We start from the raw sequence: 24,085 nt of genomic DNA, 5'->3' as shown, positions 1-24,085 counted from the left end.
ACCTGTGCCGGGCCTTCAAGCATCGCATACCGGCCACCCTGTTGTGCAGTGCGCCAACGCGGGCCGCGACGGTTGCAGGCGCAACCGCTGCAGGCGTGGCAAGGCGGTTCCGGCGCCTTATTTGCGGGCGGCGGCCAACGCGGCGATGCGCGCGTTGTGGCGGATCAGCTCGGCGCATTCGACGGCGAAGATACCCATCTGGCCGACCTTGAACTCGATCCAGGCGAATTCCACATCGGGCAGCAGCTTCACCAGCGCATGCTCGGACTCGCCCACCTCGCAGATCAGCAGGCCGTCCTGGCTCAGGTGCAGCGGCGCATCGCGCAGGATCTTCAGCACCAGGTCCAGGCCATCGTCGCCGGCGCGCAGGCCCAGCTCCGGCTCGAAGGAGTATTCCTTCGGCAGTGCGTCGGTCTCGTCGTTGGTGACGTAGGGCGGATTGGTGACGATCAGGTCGTAGTGGCGCCCGGTCAGGCCGGCGAACAGGTCGGATTTGACCAGATGCACGTTGTCCGCGTGCAGGCGCGCCTTGTTTTCGGCCGCCAGCGCCAGCGCATCGTCGCTGATGTCCACGCCGTCGACCTGCCAGTCGGGGTGGTAGTGGCCCATGGCGATGGCGATGCAACCCGAGCCGGTGCACAGGTCGAGGGCGCGGTTCACTTCGCGCCCCCCAGCCAGGGCTCGAAGCCCGATTCGATCAGTTCGGCGATGGGCGAACGCGGTACCAGCGCACGCGCGTCGCTCTTGAAGCTGAGGCCGGCGAACCAGGCCTCGCCGGTCAGGTACGCGACCGGAATGCGCTCCTCCACGCGGCGCTGGAACAGCGCCAGCACCTGCGCCTTCTCCGGCGTGGTGACGCGCGCCTGCCCGTAGGCCGGGCCCAGGTCCGGCGGCAGGTGCAGCGTGTGCAGCACCAGGTGCGAGGCCTCGTCCAGGGCGTTGTCGTAGCTGTGGCCGAAGGTCAGTCCGGCCGCATTGAAGCGGCTGGCGCCGTAGCGGATCAGGTCGATGATGGTATGCAGTTCGGCGGCGACGTCGGCGGTCATGGCAAGGCGGGGGAAGACGCCGGAACGGCGAGTGCCGCCGATTATAGAGGCTGCCCCGGTATCATGGCCTCCTCCTGCCGTCCATGCCGACCACGGTCCAACGGCCAAGCCCCTCCCTCGTGGGACTTCCCAGCACATGTTCAACAAGAAGATCGGCCTCATCCTCGTCCTGGCGCTGGCCGCCGGCCTGGGCCTGCTGGCCGCACAGAAATTCTTCGGCCCGGTCACGCCGGCGACCCCATGGCCCCCCACCCAGGCCGTCACCCTGTTCCCGCAGGCGCGTCCGCTGCCGCCGTTCTCGCTGCGGCAGTCCGACGGCACCCAACTGGCCGATGGCGAGCTGAAAGGCCACTGGACGCTGGTGTTCATCGGATTCACCTTCTGTCCGGACATCTGCCCCACCACCCTGGCCGAGCTGGCCCAGGCGCAGGCGCAGTGGAAGGACCTGCCGGACTCCACCCGCCCGCGCGTGCTGTTCGTGTCGGTCGACCCCGAGCGCGACACGCCCACCCGCATCGGCGAGTACGCGCATGCCTTCCATCCCGACACGCTGGCGGCCACGGCCGACATCCCGGCGCTGGAAAACTTCGCCAAGTCGCTGGGTTTCGTGTTCATGAAGGTGCCCGGCAAGGGCTACGACCAGAACCCGAACGACTACAGCATGGATCACTCCTCGGCCATCGCCGTACTCGACCCCCAGGGCCAGCTGGCCGGCCTGATCCGGCCGCCGTTCCAGCCCCAGGCGATCGCCTCCGACATGCGCGCACTGACCGGGGCCTCGTCGAAATGAGCCTGCTGACGTCGCTGACGTATGTCCTGCCCCATCGCCTGCTGTCCTCGCTGGCGCGCCGGCTGGCGTATTCCACCTCGCCCGCGACCAGCCGCTGGCTGATCGATACGGTGACACGGAAGTTCAACGTGGACCTGGCCGAAGCCGCCAATCCCGACCCGCGTTCATACCCCAGCTTCAATGCCTTCTTCACCCGCGCGCTGAAGCCCGGCGCCCGCATGGCCGATCCCGATCCGCGCGCCCTGCTGATGCCCGCCGACGGCCACATCAGCCAGTGCGGCGCCATCGAGGACGGCCGCATCTTCCAGGCCAAGAGGCAGTCGTTCACCGCCGCCGAACTGCTGGGCGACGCCGCGGCCGCCGAGCCGTTCCGCAACGGCTTGTTCGCCACCGTCTACCTGTCGCCGCGCGATTACCATCGCGTGCACATGCCATGGACCGGCACGCTGCGCGAAACCGTGCACGTGCCCGGACGGCTCTTCAGCGTGGGCACCGATGCGGTGGCGCGCGTGCCGCGCCTGTTCGCCCGCAACGAGCGCCTGGTCTGCCATTTCGACACCGACTTCGGCCCCATGGTGTCGGTGATGGTGGGCGCACTGCTGGTCTCCGGCGTTGAAACCGTGTGGAGCGGCGAGGAAATCCCCGCCTACGGCAGCGCGATCACGCGCAAGGACTACCGTGGCAAGGGCATCACGCTGGAGCGGTTTGCCGAAATGGCGAGGTTCAATTACGGCTCCACCGTCATCGTGCTGCTGCCGCCGGGGGTGGCCGAACTGGCGCCAGGTTTGAAAGCCGAATCACCCGTGCGGTTGGGTCAAGCGCTGGCCAAGCTGCGCTAAAGGAACAGCCCCGCGCCGTAGCGTGCGCCCTGCGCACGTCGCGGCGATGCATGGCAGGCCGCAGGCGCGCGACGCGCATCGCGTGATCGTGCGCAGGGCGCACGCTACTTCCCGCAGCCTTCCAGCTTCAGCTCCTGCCCCGGTCGCACGGCGTAGGCCGGCGCCTTCAGTTTGTTGGCCCGGGCCAGCTTCTTCAGATCGCACTGGAAACGCTGCGAAATGCGTCCCAGCGTGTCGCCCTTCGCCACCCGGTATTCGCGTACCTGTCTGGCCTTGGGCTCGGCCGGTTTGGGCTCGCCGGTGGCCACGGTGGTGGGAACGCCGGCCACCGGCGTGACGTCGCCGACGGCCACGTTGCCGGCCCGTGCCCCGCGCCGGATCGCGGCGGCCGGATCGGCGCTCACCAGCGTCCGGGCAAGCTCCGCACGCGGTCCGTTCACGCAATGGCGGGCGTACAGGCCGGCGATGCGCGCATTGGCCTTCAGCGTCGTGCCGGCCGGGATCCACGCTTCCGGCTGGTAACGGGGGTTGAGGTTGCGCAACGTGCGCATGTACCCCTCGCGGGTGCCGCCGTTGCCCAGGCAGATGGTCAGTTCGTAGAGCGAGGCATCGCGTGCCAGTTTCAGCGGTGCCGGCTGCGCGTTGACCTTCGGGAACTCCAGGCCGTACTGGCGCGGATGCAGGAACAGCCACGCCGCCGCGATCACCATGGGCACGTAGTCGCGCGTTTCACCGGGGAACTGGCTGTAGACCACGTCGTCCCAGAAGCCCAGGCCGCTGTTCTCGCGATACACGCGCGCCGCGCGCCCTTCACCGCCGTTGTAGGCGGCCAGCGCCAGCTCGATGTTGTTGTTGAGGCTGCGCATGCGTTCGTTCATGTAGTCCGCGCTGGCCTGGCCCGAGGCATACGGGTCGTAGCGGGTATCGAAGCCACTGGCGTCGCGGCCCAGCCCGAAACGGGCGCCGGTATGGAACATGAACTGCATGGGCCCCGCCGCGCCGGCGCGCGAGGTGGAATGCACCCGGCCATTGGACTCCTTGGCCATGATGCCGAACAGCAACGCTTCCGGCAGGCCGCTGCGCTCCCACGCCGGATACAGCTCGGCGCGCATGTTCTGGTAGTTCTCGTAGCTGTCGATCAATGCCGGCCGCATGTCGGTGAGCCAGCGGCGGATGCCGGCCTGCACCGCCGGGTTGTACTCGACCATGCGGTCGAATGCGTGCCGCTGGTCGTTGAGCAGCGCCGCGGTGCGCGCCGTCTCCGGCATCGCCGTGCCCACCGGCACCGCGTGGTCGCTGCCGTCGTCCAGCGCATCGATGGCCTCGCCCTCGCCTTCGCCCTCCGCGCCCTGCGCATCGGCATTGCCCTTCAGCAGGCGCTTGTAGGTGGCCAGCAGGGTCGGCACCTGGCAGCCGCGCTGCTGCACGCACGCCGCCAGCACGTCTTCCATGTCCTCGAGCGCGGCATCGCTCTCGGTCGCTCCGCGCGGATCGCTGTTGGCCACCAGCACCAGGCCATCGCGATAGCGTTTCTCCGCAGCGGCCATGCGCTGTTCCAGCGCCTCCGCCGCCGCGCGATCGCGCGCCGAGACGCGCTGCGCCATTGAGGCGGGCGCTACCAGCAGCAGGGACAGGGCGGCCGCGACGGGCCAGTGACGCAGACAGGCAGGAACCGCAAACGACATCAGGCATGCATCCAGAGTGTGAGTCGGGAGGGTAGCCCTGGCCGCCCGCCGCGGGCAAGGCAGGACGTCGCATCTCTTTATCCCGCATGCGGTTTCCAGCGGCTAGAATTCCCGCCATCACCACGCGAGGTTGCACATGGACCCGATCCTGCTGGGCAAGGGCATCACGGACGACATCCCGGTCACGCTGCAGCCGAAGTTCGGCAACCGCCACGGCCTGGTGGCCGGCGCCACCGGCACCGGCAAGACGGTGACGCTGATGACGCTGGCCGAGGGTTTCTCCCGCATGGGCGTGCCCGTGTTCATGGCCGACGTGAAGGGCGACGTGGCCGGACTGGCGACAGCCGGCGACGGCAGCGAACGGGTCGTGCAGCGCGCGAAGGACATCGGCATCACCGACTACGCGCCCGGCGCGAACCCGGTGATCTTCTGGGACCTGTACGGCCGGCTGGGCCATCCGGTCCGCACCACCGTCAGCGAGATGGGCCCCACCCTGCTCTCGCGCATCCTGGAACTCAACGACACCCAGAGCGGCGTGCTGGACATCGTGTTCAAGCTGGCCGACGACCGCGGCCTGCTGCTGCTCGACCTGGAAGACCTGCGCGCCCTGCTGGGCCTGGTCGCCGCCGAGCGCAAGGACATCTCCACCAGCTACGGCCTGGTCAGCACGCAGTCGGTGGGCGCCATCCAGCGCGCGCTGCTGCGGCTGGAACAGGAAGGCGGCGAGATGTTCTTCGGCGAGCCGGCACTGGAACTGGCCGACCTGATGCGCACGGACACCGACGGCCGCGGCGTGATCGGCATCCTGGCGGCGGACCAGCTGATCCTGAAGCCGCGCCTGTACTCCAGCTTCCTGCTGTGGCTGCTGTCGGAGCTGTTCGAGACGCTGCCGGAAGTCGGCGACCTGGACAAGCCCAAGCTGGTGTTCGTCTTCGACGAAGCGCACCTGCTGTTCGACGATGCCCCGCCGGCCCTGCAGCAGCGCATCGAACAGGTGGTGCGCCTGATCCGCTCCAAGGGCGTGGGCGTGTACTTCTGCTCGCAGTTCCCCGACGACGTGCCGGACGACATCCTCGGCCAGTTGGGCAACCGCGTGCAGCACGCGCTGCGCGCCTTCACCCCGCGCGACCAGAAGGCGGTCAAGACCGCGGCGGAAACGTTCGTGCCGAACCCGAAGCTGGACGTGGCCCAGGCCATCTCCAAGCTCGGCACCGGCGAGGCGCTGGTGTCCACGCTGCAGGACAAGGGCATTCCATCGCCCGTGCAGCAGACGCTGGTGTCGCCGCCGCGCTGCCGCATGGGCGCGATCAACGAAGCCGAGCGCCAGCAGGTGCGCAACGGCAGCCCTGTCGGCGGCAAGTACGACACGCCGGTGGACCGCGAATCCGCCGCGGAAATGCTCGCCAAGCGCGCGGAAACCGCGGCGCAGGCCGCCAACGCACCGGCGGCGAAGACGGAGAAGGACGATCCGGACGCGGGCGGCTTCGGCCAGTCGGTCAAAGACGCGGTGTTCGGCACCAGGCGCCGCCAGGGCATGATCGAGACAATGGCCAAGCAGACCACGCGCACCATCGGCACCAAGCTGGGCAACCAGATCGTGCGCGGCATCCTGGGCGGCCTCTTCGGCGGGCGCCGCTGATCGCATGCGCATGAAGTGGCCTTTCGTCCTGCCAGGCATCGCCGTGTCGCTGGTGGCCGCCGCCGCCAACCCGACCCCGGCGAGCTTCGCCGGTCCGTTCTTCGGCAGCCTGCCATCCACCGGCTGCGTGATGCAGGACGTGCTGCTGGACCTGCGCGCCGACGGACGCTACACCCTGCAGGCGCACTGCCAGGACGACCTGCGGGCTGCGCCGGTGAGCGCCGGGCGCTGGTCGGTGACATGGAACGGCACCTGCGTGCAGCTCGTGCCGGACCACGGCCAGCCCGCGCAGGAGTTCGCCATCCACCAGGAAGACCTGCTGGTGCTCACTTCAGGCAGCTGCATCGAGCCGGTCGAGGATCCGCGCGGACGCACGCTGCGGCGCGCGGACGCGGCTGCCGGGGAGCGCTGAGGTGTCGCGCTGGCGGCCGCCGGGCGAGAAGAGCACCGCCCTGATCACCCGCGCGGGCCACGACCGCCTCAAGGCGGAACTGGACGACCTGTGGCGCGTCAGGCGTCCGGAGGTGGTGAAGGCGCTGGCCGCTGCGGCGGCGGAGGGCGACCGCTCCGAGAACGCGGAATACACCTATCGCAAGAAGCAACTGGGCGAAATCGACCGCCGCGTGCGCTATCTCAGCAAGCGCCTGGAAGTGCTGCGCGTGGTCGACACGGCACCCAGCGATCCCGACGTGGTGTTCTTCGGCGCCACCGTCGAACTGGAGAACCTCGCCAGCGGCGAGGTGTCGCGCTACCGCATCGTCGGCCCCGACGAGACCGATGCGGCCCGCGGCTGGATCAGCATCGACTCGCCGATGGCGCGCGCGCTGCTGAAGAAGCGCATCGACGACGAATTCGCCGTGGAACTGCCTGGCGGCGTTACCCACTTCGTGTTGGTGGATGTCGGCTACGCGGGCTGACGCTCACCACGGTGGCGGATACACGCGGCCCTCGCGTAGCGGCCTGAAGTAATCCGTCTGCGCATAGAACGCCTCGCTCTGTCCCGCGTGCCAGCCCGGAATGCCGGCCAGGGGCAGCGGGCGCAGCGCGGCCGGCGTGGCGAGAATGGCGCCATCCGAAATCGATGCGGCCACGCGCGCGACAGGATCCAGCGAACCGCCCGGCACGACCACGCACTTGCCGACCAGCAGACGTCCCGGCACCAGCATCTGCTCCATCAGCGCATGTCCCACCACCGCAACCACGGCGATGTCGCCGCTGCGCCAGCGCGCGGCGTTCGAATGGAACAGGCCCGTCCAGTCGTGCCAGTCCCACAGATCCAGCAGCGCCGTTCCGCGCACCTGCACGATGACCCCGTTCTCATCGAACTGCGTCAATGCCTGCTGGGCAGGACTGCGCTCGCGCGCCCCCATCCTGGCGATATGCCGGCATTGCTGCTGGTTGAGCGCGCGCTTGAGGCCCGGGTGACGCATCCAGACCATCGCGTTGAACAGGTCGTGCCAGTTCTCCGGCCGCGTGGCGATGCATCCCTGGGCAAGGCGTGCCTCGTAGTGCAGCCCGTCGGCGAGCAGCGCCGCATCCTGCATCACGAAGCGGGGCCCGGAGGCCGGCATCCGCGCATTGAGCTCTTCGATCGACGGCCAGGGCGCGGCCGTCGCCAGATCGAGAAAGTCGCCGTATTCCTCGAACAAGGGATGCCGGAAGGACGCGGCATCCACGTCCTCGCGCAAGGGGGCGACAAAGCGGCGCCGGCCACCGCCGGCGTGGGCGCCGGTCGCCGGCGCGGTCACAGCACCTTGACGTCGAGCGGCCGGCCCGCCGTTGCGACGATGGCGTCGCCGAACAGGTCGTGTTCGTCGCTCTCGGTGATCTCCACGTCGACGAACTGGCCCACGCGCAGGCCCGCTTCGCCGCCGTTCTGGATATGCACCAGGCCGTCGATCTCAGGCGCATCGGCCTTCGAACGCGCCACCGCGATGTCGTCTTCGATCAGATCCACCAGGCACTGCTGCACCGTGCCGACCTTCGCTTCCAGGCGCGCGGCGGAAATCTCCGCCTGCTTCTCCATGAAGCGCGCCAGGCGTTCCTGCTTCACCTCTTCCGGCACCGGGTCCGGCAACAGGTTCGCGGCCGCGCCCTCGACCGGCGAATAGGCGAATGCGCCCACGCGGTCCAGCTGCGCCTGGTCCAGGAACTGCAGCAGTTCCTCGAACTCCTGGTCGGTCTCGCCGGGGAAGCCGACGATGAAGGTGGAACGCAGGGTGATGTCCGGGCAGATCGCGCGCCAGCGCTTCACGCGCTCCAGCGTCCTGTCGACCGCACCCGGCCGCTTCATCAGCTTGAGGATGCGCGGGCTGGCGTGCTGGAACGGGATGTCCAGGTAGGGCAGCACCTTGCCCTCGGCCATCAGCGGGACGACGTCGTCGACGTGCGGGTACGGGTAGACATAGTGCATGCGCACCCAGGCATCGAGCTCGCCCAGGCCTTCGCACAAGGCCTTCATCCGCGTCTGGTACGCCTTGCCGCGCCATTCGCGTTCGGCGTACTTCAGGTCCACGCCGTAGGCGGAGGTGTCCTGCGAGACCACCAGCAGTTCCTTCACGCCACCGCGCACCAGCCGCTCGGCCTCGCGCAGCACGTCGTCGACCGGCCGCGACACCAGGTCGCCACGCATCGACGGGATGATGCAGAAGCTGCAGCGGTGGTTGCAGCCTTCGGAAATCTTCAGGTAGGCGTAGTGGCGCGGCGTCAGCTTGATGCCGTAGTCCGGGACCAGGTCGACGAACGGATCGTGCCTCGGCGGCAACGCTTCGTGCAGCGCTTCCATCACGCTCTGGTAGTCCTGCGGACCACTGATCGCCAGCACGTCCGGGTACTGCTCGCGGATCTGTTCCGGGCGCTTGCCCAGGCAGCCGGTGACGATGACCTTGCCGTTCTGGTTCATCGCCTCGCCGATGGCGTCCAGCGACTCGGCCACCGCCGAATCGATGAAGCCGCAGGTGTTCACCACCACCACGTCCGCCGCATCGTAGGTCGGCACGATGTCGTATCCCTCCACGCGGAGCTGGGTGAGGATGCGCTCGGAATCGACCAGGGCCTTCGGGCAGCCGAGGCTGACGAAGCCCACCTTGGGGTTCTGCAGGGACATGGGAGTACGGCGGCGGCGTGTACGGGGCCGCGGATTATAGCCCCCGTGCGTCGGCCGACCCCGCCGGGCCGTTCAGACGGTGCGGTCCGCGCGCCGCCCTGCGCCCGGCCCGCCTACACTATCCCTCCCCACGACAGGAGCGCCTCCATGGGCCACTGGCTGCCTTTCGAGTCCCCTCATGGCCGCATCCATGCCTGGCGGGCCGATCCCGCGGGAACGCCGCGTGGCGCGCTGGTCGTGGTGCAGGAGATCTTCGGTGTCAATCCGCACATCCGCACCGTGGCGGAAAGCTTCGCGCGGGAGGGGTACGTGACGCTTGCGCCGGCCTACTTCGACCCGCTGGAAACCGGCGTGGAACTGGACTACGACGCCGGCGGCATCGCGCGCGGGAAGGCGCTGATCACCGCCCTGGGCCTGGAGCGCGCCGTGGACATCACCCGCGCCGCGGCCGACGCGCTGGCAGGCCACGGCAGGGTCGGGACGGTGGGCTACTGCTGGGGCGGCACGGTTGCCCTGCTGGCCGCGCTGCGGCTGGGCCTGCCCTCGGTGAGCTATTACGGTGCGCGCAACCTGCCCTTCCTGGCCGAGGCGCCAAGGGCGCCGGTGATGTTCCATTTCGGCGAGCGCGATGCCTCCATCCCGCCGGAGATGGTCCAGGCCCACCGCGATGCGCTGCCGCAGATGCCGCTGTTCACCTACCCGGCGGGCCACGGCTTCAACTGCGACCTGCGCGCCGACTACGATCCCGCCAGCGCGCGCCTTGCCCGCGAACGCACGCTGGACTTCTTCGCACGGAACCTCGCATGACCGACTTCGTCCTGGACCCCCGCCTGGCCGCCGACAGCGTCTTCGTCGCCGACGGCCCGCTGTCGCAGGTGCGCCTGATGGATGACACGCGCTTTCCGTGGCTGGTGCTGGTGCCCCGCGTGAACGGCATCAGCGAATGGCTGGACCTGGAGGGCGGCCAGCAGCGCCTGCTGCTCGCGGAGATCAACCAGGCCGGGCAACTGGTCCGCGCGCAGGCCGGCGTGGAGAAACTGAACATCGGCGCGCTGGGCAACATCGTGCGCCAGCTGCACGTGCATCTGGTGGGACGTCATGCAGGCGATGCCGCATGGCCGGGGCCGGTGTGGGGCAACGGGAGTGCGGTACGCCACGCGCCCGCCATGCTGGAGACCAAGATCCAAGAATGGATAGAGTGGCTTAAGTGAAGTTCTCGAGATGTGCCACTACACAGACCGCGCGCTGCCGTCTTGTAACTCCTCGCCCCCAGAAGGACGAGGAGCACTCTACAGTCACAATAAACTAGTCAAGCAGAAACGTCCCAGCCACGACAATTGCCACCTTTCCGACATCAATCGCCGCAGACACAAGTAGCAAACCACCGTTTCCGCTCACAGCCGCCGCATCTTGAAACATGCCAATCGCCGTGCCCGCTGTGTCAAAAAAATCTCCGCCAGCGACTCGGATGCATTCCCATCTATCTAGCTGCCTCATATAAGATCCTTATTATGTGAGATGTCAAACATGACAACCAAAACAGGTCGTCACGTAGACACTCTCATGTCTGTAGATCTCTGGCTATTAACATTTGCCGACTCAGGTGCGCGGCAGCGTTACGCCGGTCTGGCCCTGGTACTTGCCGCCGCGGTCCTTGTAGCTGGTCTCGCAGACGTCGTCGGCATCGGACTGGAAGAACAGCATCTGCGCCACGCCCTCGTTGGCGTAGATGCGCGCCGGCAGCGGCGTGGTGTTGCTGAACTCCAGCGTCACGTGCCCTTCCCACTCCGGCTCCAGCGGGGTGACGTTGACGATGATGCCGCAGCGCGCGTAGGTGCTCTTGCCCAGGCAGACCACCAGCGTATCGCGCGGGATGCGGAAGAACTCCACGGTGCGCGCCAGCGCGAAGCTGTTGGGCGGGATGATGCATTCGTCCGCCTCGATGTCCACGAAGCTCTTCGGATCGAAGTGCTTCGGGTCCACGATGGTGGAATTGATATTGGTGAACACCTTGAACTCGCGCGAGCAGCGCACGTCATAGCCGTAGCTGGAGGTGCCGTAGCTGACGATGCGCTGGCCGTTGGCCCCGCTCTTGTCGGCGAACTTCACCTGGCCCGGCTCGAACGGCTCGATCATGCCCTGCTGCTCGGCCATGCGGCGGATCCAACGGTCGCTCTTGATGCTCATGCAAATCCTGGTCTGGTGGGCGAAGGCCGCGCGGCGGCGCGCGGCGGACGGGGGATTGTAGGACGGGCCCCTGCCCGCCGTCTTCGCCGGGCCTCAGACCAGCGAGGAGACGATGGACAGCGGCGCGCGCGGACGCTGCGCCAGGGTGGCGGCCATGACCCGCGCCGTCTGCCGGTAGGCCTGCGCGACCGCCGAATCGGGCGCGGCGACCACGACCGGCTGGCCGGCGTCGCCCTGCTCGCGGATGGCGATGTCCAGCGGCAGCGAGCCCAGCAGCGGCACGCCGTACTGCGCGGCCATCCGCTCTCCGCCGCCCTGGCCGAACAGGTGCTCCACATGGCCGCAGCTGGAACAGGTGTGGACCGCCATGTTCTCGACGATGCCCAGCACCGGCACGTCCACCTTCTCGAACATCTTCAGCGCCTTCTTCGCATCCAGCGTGGCGATGTCCTGCGGCGTGGTGACGATGACCGCACCGGCCACCGGGATCTTCTGGGCCAAGGTCAGCTGGATGTCGCCCGTGCCAGGCGGCAGGTCGATCAGCAGATAGTCCAGGTCGCCCCACAGCGTGTCGTTGAACAGCTGCATGAGCGCCGAGGTGGCCATCGGCCCGCGCCAGATCATCGGCGTGTCCTGGTCGACCAGCAGGCCGATGGACATGGCCTCCACCCCGAACGCCCGCATCGGCTCGATGGACTTGTTGTCCGGGCTCTCCGGGCGCCCCGACAGGCCCAGCATGGCCGGGATGCTGGGGCCGTAGACGTCGGCATCCAGCAGCCCCACGCGGGCGCCCTCGGCCGCCAGCGCCAGCGCCAGGTTCACCGCCGTGGTCGACTTCCCCACCCCGCCCTTGCCGGAACCGACCGCGATGACGTTGCGGACCCGGGGGTGGGGGGCGAGGCTGCCCTGGACGGCGTGGGGGACGATTCGGGACGCCAGCGCCAGCGACGCCAGCCGTTGCCCCCGCGCCGCCAGCGCGGCGGTCACCAAGGGCTCGATGACGCCCCGCAGCTGCTCCACGGGGAACCCGGCATGCAACGAAACCGCGGCACCCGAGGGGCCCAGCGCCACATCCCACCGCAAGCAGCGGTTCAGGTTTGCCGGCAATCCCGGCAGCTCAATCTGAGACAGCGATTCCAGTTCCGAGTCCATTTCCGTCCAATTTGTGACTTATGTCACACTTCGAGAAGTAACGCCTGTAACATGTTTCCGTGCTAGGGGCATCGCCGTTAATCCCATGTTAACGTCGGATCACGAGGACGCTTCTGTGCGGCTGGAGCTGAAGGACCAGTCCATTGGGCCGCATCCATTGACAGTTTAGGGGATTCACCACATGTCAGTTCGCAACAAGAATGCGCTCAAGCGCAGTCGTTTGACTGCGGCCCTGTTTACGGCATTGATTCCGTTCGCGGGAGCCGCCGTCGCACAGGAATCGACCCAACAGCAGGCCGACGCACCTCGGGCCACCGAGTTGGATAAGGTCGTGGTGACCGGCTCGCTGATCCCGCAGACACAGTTGGAAACGTTCACGCCGGTGACCATCATCACGGCAGAGGACATCCAGGCCCGCGGTTTCAACAGCGTTTCCGATGTGCTGCAGCAGAGCTCGTTTTCCACGGGCGGCGTGCAGGGCTCGCAGTCTTCCGCATCCTTCACCCAGGGTGCCGAAACTCTCAGCATGTTCGGTTTGCCGCCGGGGTACGTTAAGTACCTGATTGACGGCCGGCCGATGGCGAACTACCCCGCGCTCTACAATGGCAGCGACACTTTCAACAACATCAGCGGCATTCCGATCGACCTGATTGATCGTATCGAGATCCTGCCTGGTGGACAGTCCTCGCTCTACGGATCGGACGCCATCGCTGGCGTGATCAACGTGATTCTGAAGAAGCAGATGGATGGGGCCGCCTTCAGCCTGCGAGGCGGCTGGTACAGTGAAGGCGGTGGCGACAGCGTCCGCTTCAGCCTCGCGGATGGATTCTCGAGCGAAGACGGCCGCCTCAATGCGCTGGTCGGATTCCAGTATGAGGACCGCGATCCCATCTGGGGTTATCAGCGCGATCTGACCAAGCAGTACAACACCAACGGCACCAGTGCCCCGCTGGCCAGCCGCGACTATCTGGTCTTCAGTCCGTTCACCAGCTACGCATTCCTCGATCCGGCGAACTGCGCCAACGTGACCGGCCAGTTCGGCGGCACGGAAGGCCTGCAGACGCGTCCCGGCTTCGGCGACGAAAACTACTGCGGCTCGTTCTATACCCCTGGCTACCGCACGCTGCGCAACTCCAAGGAAGCCACCCAGGTCTACGGACACGTCACCTTCGACGTGAACGACAACCTTCAGCTGTATGCGGACGCCCTTTATAGCCGAGAACATGTCAAGTACCACGTCGGCTCGAACTACACCTGGTGGGGCACCAGCGTGGAATGGGGCTACTACTACGACCCGGACTACGACAACTTCTTCAACCTGCAACGCGCGTTCTCGCCGGAAGACATGGGCCCTGGCGGCTTCGCCAGCACGATGAGCAAGGATTCGTCGACGGCGTATCACCTCACGTTCGGAGCCAAGGGCACGTTCGGCGCATCCGCGTGGGACTACGACGTGGGCTTCACCCGCACCGAGTACAAGCTCGATGAGAACGGCTTCGTCCGCTGGGCCGATGCCATCAACCAGTACTTCCAGGACCGCGTGTTGGGTCCGCAACTGGGAATGGACCCCTACTACGGCGCCTATCCTGTTTTCCAGCCTGACTATGCGGCCTTCTATCAGCCGATGTCGCCCGAGGACTTCAAGAGCTTCACGGGCTACGCGCTCAGCAAGAGCCGTACGTGGGACAACATGCTGCGCGCGCAAGTGACCAACGGTTCACTGTTCACGCTGCCGGGCGGCGAAGCGGGTCTGGCCGTAGTGGTGGAGGCCGGCAAGCAGAGCTGGGATTACGATCCCGCCCCGGGTTATCTGGATGGCTCCGTATGGGGCACGACAGCGGTATCCGGTGGTGGCGAGCGCGATCGCTACGCGGTGACCAGCGAACTGCGTCTCCCGCTGTGGGACATGTTGACGGTATCGCTCTCGGGTCGTTACGACGCATTCGAAGCCAGCGGCCGGACGATCGACAAGCCGACCTATAGCGTCGGCCTGGAGTTCCGCCCGCTCGAAACTTTGCTTTTCCGCGGCAAGTACGGCACCGCATTCCGCGCCCCCACACTCTCTGACCTGTATCAGGGCGTGAGCGGCTTCTACACCTTCGTGATCGACTACTACGGCTGCAGCCAGCTGGGTATCGCGCCCGAAGACGCCGCCGACCTCTGCCCCGCTGCGCTTTCGAACCGCCAGGTGTTCGGCACCCAATCGGGCAGCCTCGACCTGGAGCCGATCAACGCCGATGTCTGGAGCGTAGGTACGGTGTGGGCGCCGTTGGATCGCCTGTCCCTGACCCTGGATTACCACAACTGGGACATCCGCGACGAGGTGACACAGCAGAGTGCAAACGGCCTGACCCTGCAAGAGTATCGCTGCCGCACCGGTCTGGATGACATCAACTCGCCCCTGTGCGTCAACACGCTGTCGCAGATCACGCGCAACGTGAACGGCGCCATCACCGAGATCTTCACACCGAAGATCAACGTGTCGCGCCAGCAACTGGAGGCCTTCACGTTCGGCGTCAACTACGGCATCGACATCGGCTCATTCGGCGACCTGTCGTTCCGCGGCAACTATACGCAGAAGATCAGTCACGAATACCAGCAGTATGAGGGTGATGACCTCATCGACCTGTTGAACGACCCCACCTGGAGCACCGATCCCAAGCGCAAGGCGGACCTGTCGGCCAGCTGGAGCAAGGGCAACTGGAGCACCACGCTGTACGCCAATTGGATCGACAAGACTCCGAACTACCGTGCATCTGTCGTGGGTTACGACAACCCGCTTTCGGGCAAGCTGGGTTCGTTCACCCTGTACAACGCGAGCGTTTCGTACTCGCCGCTGCCGGGGCTCGACCTGTCGCTGCTCGTCAACAATGTGTTCAACAAGATGCCGCCCTTCGACGCAACCTATCCGGGCAGCACGGGTGCTCCGTACAACAGCTCCAATTTCAATGTGTTCGGCCGCGCCATCTATATGGAAATGAAGTACGCCTTCGGCGCCAAGTAAGGCCTCCGAAGAGCCTGTAGCGTTTCAGACCCCGCCGAAAGGCGGGGTTTTTTTTAAGTTCGCTTCAGTCAACCGGCCCCTGAAGTACGGTGCCGGGCTTGTGCAGCCCTTCCATACGCCAGCGGATGCGGTATAACTGCCGCATCCCGGCGGCGTCGCCGTCGGGCCTGACCTGAATCCCTGGGAGGGGAATATGCGCAAGACCCTGATGGCCGCCTGCCTGGCCGCTCCGCTGATGGCCCTGTCGCTGGTGGCCTCCGCCGCCGACCCGGTGGTCGGCCGCTGGAAGACCATCGACAGCGAGACCGGCAAGCCCAAGTCCTTCGTCGAGATCACCCAGGCCGCCAATGGCACGATCAGCGGCCGCATCGTCGAGCTGATCAACCCCAGCAAGCCGAACCCCACCTGCGACAAGTGCAAGGACGACCGCCGGAACAAGCCGATCACCGGCATGGAGATCATCCGCGGCATGAAGGCCGAGGGCGGCGGAGAGTACGCCGGCGGCACCATCCTCAAGCCCGACGAGGGCAAGGTGTACAAGTCGAAGATGGAGCTGGTCGACGGCGGCAAGAAGCTGGAGGTGTCCGGCTGCATCGCCTTCCTCTGCAAATCGCAGACCTGGATCCGCCAGTAAGCGTCGCGCACTTTTCCCTGATGCGGGCCCGGCCATGCGCCGGGCCCGCTGCGTTTCCGGCAGCGGAAAGGCCCCTTCCCGGTCCGTGCGATAATCGCCATCCCCCGTCACGATGCCCGTCATGAGCCGCACCGCCCTCGTCACCAATGCCCTGCCCTACGCCAATGGTCCGCTCCACCTGGGCCATCTGGTGGGCTACATCCAGGGCGACATCTGGGTGCGCGCGCGGCGGATGCGGGGCGATACGGTGTACTTCGTCTGCGCCGACGACACCCATGGCACGCCCATCATGCTGGCGGCGGAGAAGGCCGGCGTCACGCCCGAGGCCTTCATCGCCGGCATCCAGGCCAGCCACGAGCGCGACTTCGCCGCGTTCGGCGTTGCGTTCGACCACTACGACTCGACCCACTCCGCCGCCAACCGCGAACTGACGGAACTGTTCTACCAGCGCCTCGAGGCCGGCGGGCACATCAGCCGCCGCACGGTGGCGCAGTTCTACGATCCGGCCAAGGGCATGTTCCTGCCGGACCGCTACATCAAGGGCATCTGCCCCAACTGCGGATCGGCCGACCAGTACGGCGACAACTGCGAAGTCTGTGGCGCGACGTACGCACCGACCGATCTGAAGGAGCCCACGTCCATCCTGTCGGGCAGCACGCCGGAAATCCGCGATTCGGAACATTATTTCTTCGAAGTCGGCCGCTTCGAAGCCTTCCTGCGCGAGTGGCTGGCCGGCGACGTCGCCCTGCCGGGCGTGAAGGCCAAGCTGCGCGAGTGGCTGGATGCCGAGGGCGGCCTGCGCGCCTGGGACATCTCGCGCGATGCGCCCTACTTCGGCTTCGAGATTCCCGGTGCACCGGGCAAGTACTTCTATGTCTGGCTGGATGCGCCGATCGGCTACCTGAGCAGCTTCAAGAACCTGTGCACCGAGCGCGGCCTCGATTTCGAGCCACACCTGGTCGCCGGTACCGATGTGGAGTTGCACCACTTCATCGGCAAGGACATCGTCAACTTCCATGGCCTGTTCTGGCCGGCCGTGCTGCACGGCACCGGCCACCGGGCGCCCACGCGCCTGCACGTCAACGGCTACCTGACCGTGGACGGCGCCAAGATGTCGAAGTCTCGCGGCACGTTCATCATGGCGCGCACCTATCTGGACGTGGGTCTGGAGCCCGAAGCGCTGCGTTACTACTACGCGGCCAAGTCGTCCGGCGGCGTGGACGACCTCGATCTCAACCTGGGCGACTTCGTCGCGCGCGTCAACGCGGACCTGGTGGGCAAGTTCGTCAACCTGGCCAGCCGCTGCGCCGGCTTCATCGACAAGCGCTTCGCCGGCAGGCTGGCCGATGCCTTGCCCGACCCGGCCATGTACCAGCGCTTCGTCGATGCGCTCGGCCCCATCGCAGAGGCCTACGGGCGCAACGAGCCCGCCAGCGCCCTGCGCCTGACCATGGCGCTGGCCGACGAGGCCAACAAGTACATCGACGAGACCAAGCCCTGGGTGATCGCCAAGCAGGAAGGCGCCGATGCCGAACTGCAGGCGGTGTGCACGCAGGGACTGAACCTGTTCCGCATCCTGGCCGCGGCGCTCAAGCCAGTGCTGCCGCGCACGAGCGCGGAAGCCGAGGCCTTCCTCGGCGCGCCGGTCGAATCCTGGACCGACGTCGCGGCGCCCCTGCAGGCGCACACCATCCAGCCTTACTCTCCCCTGTTCACCCGTATCGACCCGAAACTGATCGACGCCATGACCGACGCTTCCAAGGACACCCTGGCCGCCGCGCCCGCACCTGTCGCCCCCGTGAAGAAGGGGCAGGCGCAGCCCGCCCCGCCGGCGGAGACAAAGGATGCGGCAGGCACCATCGGCATCGAGGATTTCGCCAGGCTCGACCTGCGCATCGGCCAGGTGCTGGAATGCGGCTTCGTGGAAGGCTCCGACAAGCTGCTGCGCTTCCTGCTGGATGCCGGCGACCTGGGCCAGCGGCAGATCTTCTCCGGCATCCGCGCCAGCTACGGCGAACCGGAAGCGCTGGTGGGCCGCAAGGTGGTGTTCATCGCCAACCTCGCGCCGCGCAAGATGCGCTTCGGCGTGAGCGAGGGCATGATCCTGTCGGCCGGCTTCGACAGCGGCGCACTGGCGCTGCTCGATGCCGATGCCGGCGCCCTGCCCGGCATGCCGGTGCGCTGAAGCGCGGACCGCCGTCGCGGCGATGAACGCCGACCTCGTCGAGCGCCTGGACCGCCTGCTGCCGCAGACCCAGTGCGGCCAATGCGGCTTCGACGGCTGCCGTCCCTACGCCGAAGCCATGGCGCGCGGCGAAGCCGGCATCGACCGCTGCCCGCCCGGCGGGGACGCTGGCGCACGTGCGCTGGCCAGACTGCTGCAGGTGCCCGCGCTTGGCTACGACCGCAGCCGCGGCGCGCACAAGCCGCCCATCGTGGCGGTGGTGGTGGAGGCAGACTGCATCGGCTGCACCAAGTGCATCCAGGCCTGTCCGGTGGACGCCATCATCGGTGGCGCCAAGCACATGCACGTGGTCATCGATCCGCTATGCACCGGCTGCGAACTATGCGTGCCCGCGTGCCCGGTGGACTGCATTGAACTCCTGCCATCGCGGTCCGACTAACGCGGACCCGCCACCACTCCCGCGCTTTCGAGGAAACGGTACAGTTCATCCATCCGATCGCCATAGCGTTTCCAACGTTGGAGCGAGGTGCGGAACATGGGCGACCTTACTTGGACCGCGCTGGCAGTGGCTACCGGCGCCTGGTTGTCCTCGAATCTCAGGCAGGCCTGCTCCCAGTCCAGGCCGCACCAGGCGACCAACTCGCGGGTCACCGCTTCCTGGTTGTCCACCAGCTCTTCATAGCGGACCTCGAGTATCCGGCCTGGCATGGCTGTGTGCCAGTGCGCCATGAGACGTTCGAACATCACGTAGTAACGGCCGGTGTCCATGAGATCGAACGAATAGTCGTAGTACGGCGACGTCAGGGCAAACAGCTGCCTGAAGTTGCTGAGGCACACATCCATGGGGTCGCGCCGCAGACAGACGATCTTCGCATTCGGCAGGGCGCGCGCAATGAATCCTGCATACAGGAAATTGTGCGGCAGCTTGTCGACGAAATGGCGCCGATGACCGGTGCCCGGACGCGTGCTTTCGACATACGCTGCCCCCACTCTCGCCCAATCGAGGCCAGTCGCTGCAGCGATCGTTTCAGCATCCAGCATGTGCGGCGTCTGACTGCGCGAGGCGCGTTTCAGGACGACACCGAAATTCTGGAGTTCTCCGGCAGATGAAACTGCACTATGGCTGGAAAGTATTCGATCCACCAATGTGGTACCCGAGCGCGGCATTCCCACCACGAAGATGGGCTCGCTGCTGGCGTGGCCTTCGCCGCCGCCGGCGACCGCGTCCCGGGATGCCATCAGCGCATCGAAAATACGGCCATCGCGTTCGCTTGAGTAGGACCGTCCGCGCCGATGGGCATGCTTGCCCGCTACCAGATGATCGAAGGACCGCGGGTAGTCCCCGATATCCTCGAGTTCTTTTGACAATGCGAGATTGACGTACAGTTGTCCAAGGGCGTCCGATCCTGCCCCACCCAGTGCCGCGCGCAACCGTTCGACATGGTTGTCGGTGGCGGTCTGCTTGCGAAGCTGGGACAGGGCCAGCCAGGCTTTCCAGTACCGTGGCGCAACCTGAAGGCAGGCCTCGTACTCCCGCTCGGCCTCATCCAGACGCCCTGCGAATGTCAGGGATGTCGCGAGATTGAAGCGATACCCTGCGCGCGCGGGTTCCAGCTCGACGGCTCGGCCGAATGCGCGTGCCGCCTTCGCATGCGCATTCGACTGTGAATACACCACGCCAAGGGTATCCAGGGTAAGTGCATCCTGCGGCTGCAGGGCGAATGCGCGATCGGCGGTCTCCTCCGCCTCCCGACCGAACCGTCCCATGGCCAGCGCGCGCGCGCACTGGGCCAAATAATCGGGCCTGCTCGGATTCAATGCCATGGCGCGCTTCAGCAGTTCGAGCGCCAGCGGCACCTGCTCCATCTGGAGCGCGGCAACCCCCGCGACAAAGCTCACCCCCGCGTGGGAAGGATGCTTGCGCAACAGTTCCATCGATGCGCGTTGAGCCTCGCGCCACTGCCCTCTGTTCAGCGCGTCAACGGCGTGCCGGTAATGCCGCGCATCCTCTTCGGCATGGGCATCGCCGCCTGCCGGATTGATGTCGTCATTCATTTCCCGACATGCCCGAGAGCGCGCATGAGGAGCACACCCGCTCGACCCTGTAACCACGGTCGCGCAGCTTTTCCACCACGCCGTCCTCGCCCAGCAGGTGCAGTGCGCCGACGACCACCAGCGCGTCGTCGTTGCCCGGCTGGGTGAGGATCCGCTGGACCTTGGGCACCCACGCGTCGTTGCGCTCCACGTTGATGCGCCTGTAGAGGCGCGGGTACTGACGCTTCATGTCGGCGGCCATGCCGTTCCAGAGCTCCTCGGCGTCGCCGCGGCGCCAGGCCCGGTGCAGGCGCTCGGTTTCGGCCGAGCCCTTCTCCGCCTGGTCCAGCGCCTCGACGATGAACTGGCGCTGCTCGGTGGCCTCCATGCCGTCCAGCACGCCGATCTGCTCTTGTGCCCGTTCAAGGCCCGCGGTGGGCTTGCCGGCCGCCCTGGCCTTGTCCATGAAGTGGTTGTCCAGGCCCAGCTTGGGATCCAGTCCCTGCCGGGTCATCTCGACGATGCTGATGGTCAGGCCGACGAACCAGGGTTCGAGGTTGTTGAACGACACCACCGGCATGCCGTTCTTCCCGGCCCATCCTTCGAGCCGGCGCCAGGTCGCGGCATCCAGTTCCTGCTGCAGCGTCCTGCCGTCGGTGCGCAGCGCCGCCTGCAGCATCATCTGGGGCATGGCGGGCGACTGCATTTCCTCGGGGGCCAGTTCGAACATCAGGCGTTCGGCATCGGCGAACGCCGCTTCCACCTCCGCCGACAGCGGATAATCGCCCGGGCGCAGCAGATGGAACGAGCCGAGCAGATAGACCGCGTTGTCCTTGTCCGACACCTTCCACAGCAGCGGCACCGGCGCGGAGGGCGGCTTGGCGGTATCGGCGGCCAGCACCGAGGCACTGGCGAGCAGGCCCACGGCGACAAGGGATTTCAACGGCATGCGCAACGTCATCGGTTCCTACCTCAGAGTACCTTGATGGGCTTGGCGTAGGCTTTCTCGCCCGCGTCGACCAACAGGTCCAACCGGTTTTCGGCCGGCGGCAGCGGACAGGTGGCGTACGGGGTGAACGCGCAAGGCGGGTTGTAGGCGCGGTTGAAATCCAGCACCACCTTGCCGTCGCGCGGCGGCTCCGCATCGAGGAAGCGGCCAGCGGGATAGCTGCCGTGCCCGCTGGTGCGGTCGGCGAAGACGAAGAACAGCGGACCCTCCGGCGGGCCGAGGGCTTCGAGCCTGAACGTCTTGCCTTCGCGCTCGAACTCCACCGCGCCCGGATTGGGCGACTCGTTCGCCACGCCGATCACGTCGACGATGGTGAGCGTCTTGCCGGGAGGATGGGGAACGTAGCGGCCTTCGACGCGCCACGGTTCCTGCAGGGGCCAGTAATCCAGGCCGACGAACTGCGTGCGGGATTCGGCATCGGCATGCTTGACGCGCAGCGCATGGCGGCCGCCGCGTTCGATCACCGACAGCGCGCCCTTGCCCTCGTCGAAGCCGATCACGCCCGGCATCGGGTCGTGATCGCTCTGCAGTTCCACGCGACCGGTCAGCGGCTCGCCGTTGAGCGTCAGGTCCACGCCGCGCTCGGGGGTGAAGAAGATGCGGCCCTCCTGCTGGGCCACCATGCCCATCTTCGGCGGACCCACGACCAGCTTGATGCCACTGGCCCGCCCGCTGCCGATGAAGTGCGACTTCAGCTCGATCCAATGCAGGCCCACCAGGCTGGTCCAGCCGTCCGGCGCCAGGAGCTGGCGCTTGCGCTCTTCGCGCCAGGCTGCGTTGTCGGCCAGGAAGCGGGCGTCGACGACCTTGCCGGCGGCCTCGCCGCGGTTGTCGCCATCGCCGCAGCCGGCCAGCACCCCCAGCAGCATGGCCATCCCCAGCCATCCTGTCTTCATCCCCATGTCAACGTCCTCGCAGGAACCAGCGGTCGATCTCGTTCAAGGAAAAGCGCGCCCAGGTCGGGCGGCCGTGGTTGCATTGGCCCGAGCGTTCGGTGATCTCCATCTCGCGCAGCAGGGCATTCATTTCAGGCAGCGTCAGGCGCCGGTTGGCGCGCACCGCGCCGTGGCAGGCCATGGTGGCCAGCAGTTCGTCGCGCGCGGCCGCCACGCGACGGCTCTCGCCGTGCTCGCGCAGGTCCGCCAGCACGTCGCGCAGGAGCGCCTCGGGGTCGGCGTTGGACAGCAGCGCGGGAATGCTGCGCACGCTGAGCGACTGCGGGCCGCTGCGGGTGATGTCGAAGCCCAGTGCGGCCAGCGTGGCCGCCTCGCGCTCGGCCACGTCGGCTTCGCGCTCGGCGACCGCCAGCGACATGGGTACCAGCAGCGGCTGCGTCCGCAGACCGATGCCATCGTGCGCGGCCTTCAGGCGTTCGTAGCCGATGCGCTCGTGCGCGGCGTGCATGTCGACCACGATCAGGCCGTCCGCGTTCTCCGCCAGGATGTAGATGCCGTGCAGTTGGGCGATGGCGAAGCCCAGCGGCGGAACGCCGTCCGGGTCGTTGGCCGGCATCACCGGCAGGGAGGGCACGTCGTGACCCGGCATGGGCCCCGACGACGCGTCGGGGGCCGATGCGTAGAGCGCGGCGTAGGCAGCGGGGGCTTCGGCCACCGACAGTCCCAGCGGCGACTGCCGGGTCGGCATCCATGCGGACGGCATCGGCCCCGCCGCGCGCGGCGCGAACGGAGCGGCCGCGACATCCTGCGGCAGGCTGCCCGCACGTGTTTCCGCAAGCGCCTCGTGCAGCGTGCGGTAGACGAAGTCGTGCACCAGCCGCGTATCGCGGAAGCGCACCTCGTGCTTGGCCGGGTGCACGTTCACGTCGACACGGGTGGGGTCGAGTTCCAGGAACAGCACGTAGGCCGGCTGGCGACCATGGAACAGCACGTCCTGGTAGGCCATCTTCACCGCATGCGCGATGTTGCGGTCGCGCACCGAACGCCCGTTGACGTAGAGGTACTGCTGGTCGGCGCTGGCACGCGAGTAGCTGGGTTGCGCGATCCATCCGTGCAGGCGCAGGCCGGCGGCCGCATGATCCACGCGCAGGGCGCTGCGCGAGAAGTCCTCGCCCAGCGTTTCGTCCAGGCGCACCACCGATTCCAGTTCGTCGGGCTTGTAGCGCCGGGACGGGCGCCCGTTGTGCGACACGCGCAGTTCGATGTCCGGGCGCGCCAGCGCCAGCGAGCGCAGCCATTCCTCGATGTGGCCCAGTTCGGTGCGCTCGGCGCGCAGGAACTTGCGCCGCGCCGGCACGTTGTAGAACAGCTCGCGCACCTCCACCGTGGTGCCGATCCCGTGCGGCTTGGGAACCACCTGCCCCACCTTGCCGCCTTCCACCTGCAGCGATGCGCCGTGCTCGTCCTGGAGGCGTCGCGAGGTCAGCGAAAAGCGGCTGACCGAGGCGATCGACGGCAGCGCCTCGCCACGGAAGCCCAGGGTGGCCACCGCTTCGAGATCGTCGAGCGAGGCGATCTTGCTGGTGGCATGGCGCGACACCGCCAACGGCAGTTCTTCCGGCGCTATGCCGCCGCCATCGTCGCGGATGCGGATCAGGCGCACGCCGCCTTCTTCCAGATCGATGTCCACGCGCCGCGCACCGGCGTCCAGCGCGTTCTCCACCAGTTCCTTGACCACGGAAGCGGGCCGTTCGACGACTTCGCCGGCGGCGATCTGATTGATGAGGGTGTCGGGAAGCTGGCGGATCGGCACGTGCTGGCGGCGCGGTGGCGCCGTCCGAGGGGGATCAGCCGTGATGATAGCCGAGCGCGTGCGGAA

General features: G+C 67.1%; 20 protein-coding genes and 1 pseudogene. 11 read left to right on the top strand and 10 right to left on the bottom strand.

The genetic code is table 11. From position 1 onward, the window contains the following. Positions 1–117: 117 nt before the first annotated feature. Positions 118–1,046 (bottom strand): annotated as a pseudogene (gene prmB / locus MUU77_RS06930) (50S ribosomal protein L3 N(5)-glutamine methyltransferase). A 136-nt stretch (positions 1,047–1,182) separates the two neighbouring features. On the opposite strand from prmB, the gene MUU77_RS06925 reads away from it, so the two are divergent. Next, positions 1,183–1,836 carry an SCO family protein gene (locus MUU77_RS06925; protein WP_245093150.1) on the top strand — a complete coding sequence of 218 codons (654 nt, stop codon included), beginning with the start codon at positions 1,183–1,185 and terminating at the stop codon, positions 1,834–1,836. After that, a complete protein-coding gene (gene asd / locus MUU77_RS06920; protein WP_245093148.1) occupies positions 1,833–2,675 on the top strand; it encodes an archaetidylserine decarboxylase in 843 nt (280 codons plus the stop codon). Before MUU77_RS06925 ends, asd begins: the two co-directional genes overlap by 4 nt. Positions 2,676–2,779: 104 nt before the next feature. On the opposite strand, the gene MUU77_RS06915 is transcribed toward asd, so the two are convergent. After that, positions 2,780–4,360, bottom strand: coding sequence for a transglycosylase SLT domain-containing protein (locus tag MUU77_RS06915; protein ID WP_245093146.1), 1,581 nt, complete (start codon positions 4,358–4,360; stop codon positions 2,780–2,782). 136 nt (positions 4,361–4,496) lie between these two features. Here MUU77_RS06915 and MUU77_RS06910 point away from each other — a divergent pair, with 136 nt between their 5' ends. The 3 genes from MUU77_RS06910 to greB are packed head-to-tail and all read left to right on the top strand — an operon-like array spanning position 4,497 to position 6,916. Further along, a complete protein-coding gene (locus tag MUU77_RS06910; protein WP_245093144.1) occupies positions 4,497–5,999 on the top strand; it encodes a helicase HerA-like domain-containing protein in 1,503 nt (500 codons plus the stop codon). A 10-nt stretch (positions 6,000–6,009) separates the two neighbouring features. Continuing rightward, positions 6,010–6,411, top strand: a complete 402-nt coding sequence (locus MUU77_RS06905) for a copper resistance protein NlpE N-terminal domain-containing protein (RefSeq protein WP_245093143.1) — start codon at positions 6,010–6,012, stop codon at positions 6,409–6,411. A 1-nt stretch (position 6,412) separates the two neighbouring features. After that, a complete protein-coding gene (greB, locus tag MUU77_RS06900; RefSeq protein ID WP_245093141.1) occupies positions 6,413–6,916 on the top strand; it encodes a transcription elongation factor GreB in 504 nt (167 codons plus the stop codon). Between the two features lie 3 nt (positions 6,917–6,919). Here greB and MUU77_RS06895 read toward each other — a convergent pair whose 3' ends face one another. Continuing rightward, a complete protein-coding gene (locus MUU77_RS06895) occupies positions 6,920–7,747 on the bottom strand; it encodes a DUF3025 domain-containing protein (RefSeq protein WP_245093139.1) in 828 nt (275 codons plus the stop codon). Further along, positions 7,744–9,105 (bottom strand): 30S ribosomal protein S12 methylthiotransferase RimO, encoded by a 1,362-nt coding sequence (rimO, locus tag MUU77_RS06890; RefSeq protein ID WP_245093137.1) that lies wholly within the window; start codon positions 9,103–9,105, stop codon positions 7,744–7,746. Before rimO ends, MUU77_RS06895 begins: the two co-directional genes overlap by 4 nt. Before the next feature lie 147 nt (positions 9,106–9,252). On the opposite strand from rimO, the gene MUU77_RS06885 reads away from it, so the two are divergent. Then, positions 9,253–9,912 (top strand): dienelactone hydrolase family protein, encoded by a 660-nt coding sequence (locus MUU77_RS06885; RefSeq protein WP_245093135.1) that lies wholly within the window; start codon positions 9,253–9,255, stop codon positions 9,910–9,912. Then, the gene (locus MUU77_RS06880; RefSeq protein WP_245093133.1) at positions 9,909–10,316 is read left to right on the top strand and encodes an HIT family protein; all 408 of its coding nucleotides are present in this window, start codon (positions 9,909–9,911) and stop codon (positions 10,314–10,316) included. Before MUU77_RS06885 ends, MUU77_RS06880 begins: the two co-directional genes overlap by 4 nt. Positions 10,317–10,704: 388 nt before the next feature. Here MUU77_RS06880 and dcd read toward each other — a convergent pair whose 3' ends face one another. Further along, entirely contained in the window at positions 10,705–11,292 is a 588-nt protein-coding gene (gene dcd / locus MUU77_RS06875; RefSeq protein ID WP_245093131.1) for a dCTP deaminase, read from the bottom strand. A 93-nt stretch (positions 11,293–11,385) separates the two neighbouring features. Next, positions 11,386–12,237: an iron-sulfur cluster carrier protein ApbC gene (apbC, locus tag MUU77_RS06870; protein WP_245094296.1), complete on the bottom strand. Its 852-nt coding sequence runs from the start codon at positions 12,235–12,237 to the stop codon at positions 11,386–11,388. Positions 12,238–12,625: 388 nt separating this feature from the next. Here apbC and MUU77_RS06865 point away from each other — a divergent pair, with 388 nt between their 5' ends. From MUU77_RS06865 to rnfB, 4 genes are all read left to right on the top strand, one after another. Beyond that, the gene (locus MUU77_RS06865) at positions 12,626–15,448 is read left to right on the top strand and encodes a TonB-dependent receptor (RefSeq protein ID WP_245093129.1); all 2,823 of its coding nucleotides are present in this window, start codon (positions 12,626–12,628) and stop codon (positions 15,446–15,448) included. Between the two features lie 193 nt (positions 15,449–15,641). Continuing rightward, positions 15,642–16,082, top strand: a complete 441-nt coding sequence (locus MUU77_RS06860) for a DUF2147 domain-containing protein (RefSeq protein ID WP_245093127.1) — start codon at positions 15,642–15,644, stop codon at positions 16,080–16,082. Positions 16,083–16,203: 121 nt separating this feature from the next. After that, positions 16,204–18,267 (top strand): methionine--tRNA ligase, encoded by a 2,064-nt coding sequence (gene metG / locus MUU77_RS06855; protein ID WP_245093125.1) that lies wholly within the window; start codon positions 16,204–16,206, stop codon positions 18,265–18,267. Next, positions 18,233–18,706 (top strand): Rnf electron transport complex subunit RnfB, encoded by a 474-nt coding sequence (gene rnfB, locus MUU77_RS06850; protein ID WP_256452070.1) that lies wholly within the window; start codon positions 18,233–18,235, stop codon positions 18,704–18,706. The genes metG and rnfB overlap by 35 nt, the downstream gene beginning before the upstream one ends. On the opposite strand, the gene MUU77_RS06845 is transcribed toward rnfB, so the two are convergent. The 4 genes from MUU77_RS06845 to mutL are packed head-to-tail and all read right to left on the bottom strand — an operon-like array spanning position 18,703 to position 24,019. Beyond that, positions 18,703–20,322 carry a sulfotransferase gene (locus MUU77_RS06845; RefSeq protein WP_245093116.1) on the bottom strand — a complete coding sequence of 540 codons (1,620 nt, stop codon included), beginning with the start codon at positions 20,320–20,322 and terminating at the stop codon, positions 18,703–18,705. The genes rnfB and MUU77_RS06845 overlap by 4 nt on opposite strands. Beyond that, on the bottom strand, positions 20,315–21,262 hold the full coding sequence (locus MUU77_RS06840) for a TraB/GumN family protein (RefSeq protein ID WP_245093114.1): 948 nt from the start codon (positions 21,260–21,262) through the stop codon (positions 20,315–20,317). Before MUU77_RS06840 ends, MUU77_RS06845 begins: the two co-directional genes overlap by 8 nt. 11 nt (positions 21,263–21,273) lie before the next feature. Further along, positions 21,274–22,212, bottom strand: coding sequence for a DUF1684 domain-containing protein (locus MUU77_RS06835; protein WP_245093112.1), 939 nt, complete (start codon positions 22,210–22,212; stop codon positions 21,274–21,276). A 1-nt stretch (position 22,213) separates the two neighbouring features. Then, entirely contained in the window at positions 22,214–24,019 is a 1,806-nt protein-coding gene (mutL, locus tag MUU77_RS06830; RefSeq protein WP_245093110.1) for a DNA mismatch repair endonuclease MutL, read from the bottom strand. Positions 24,020–24,085: the final 66 nt, after the last annotated feature.

Origin of the sequence: Pseudoxanthomonas sp. F37 (assembly GCF_022965755.1) — a bacterium.
Taxonomy (GTDB): Bacteria; Pseudomonadota; Gammaproteobacteria; order Xanthomonadales; family Xanthomonadaceae; genus Pseudoxanthomonas_A.
Note: the sequence above shows the minus strand (reverse complement) of the source record. Positions and strands in the feature narration are given on the sequence as shown.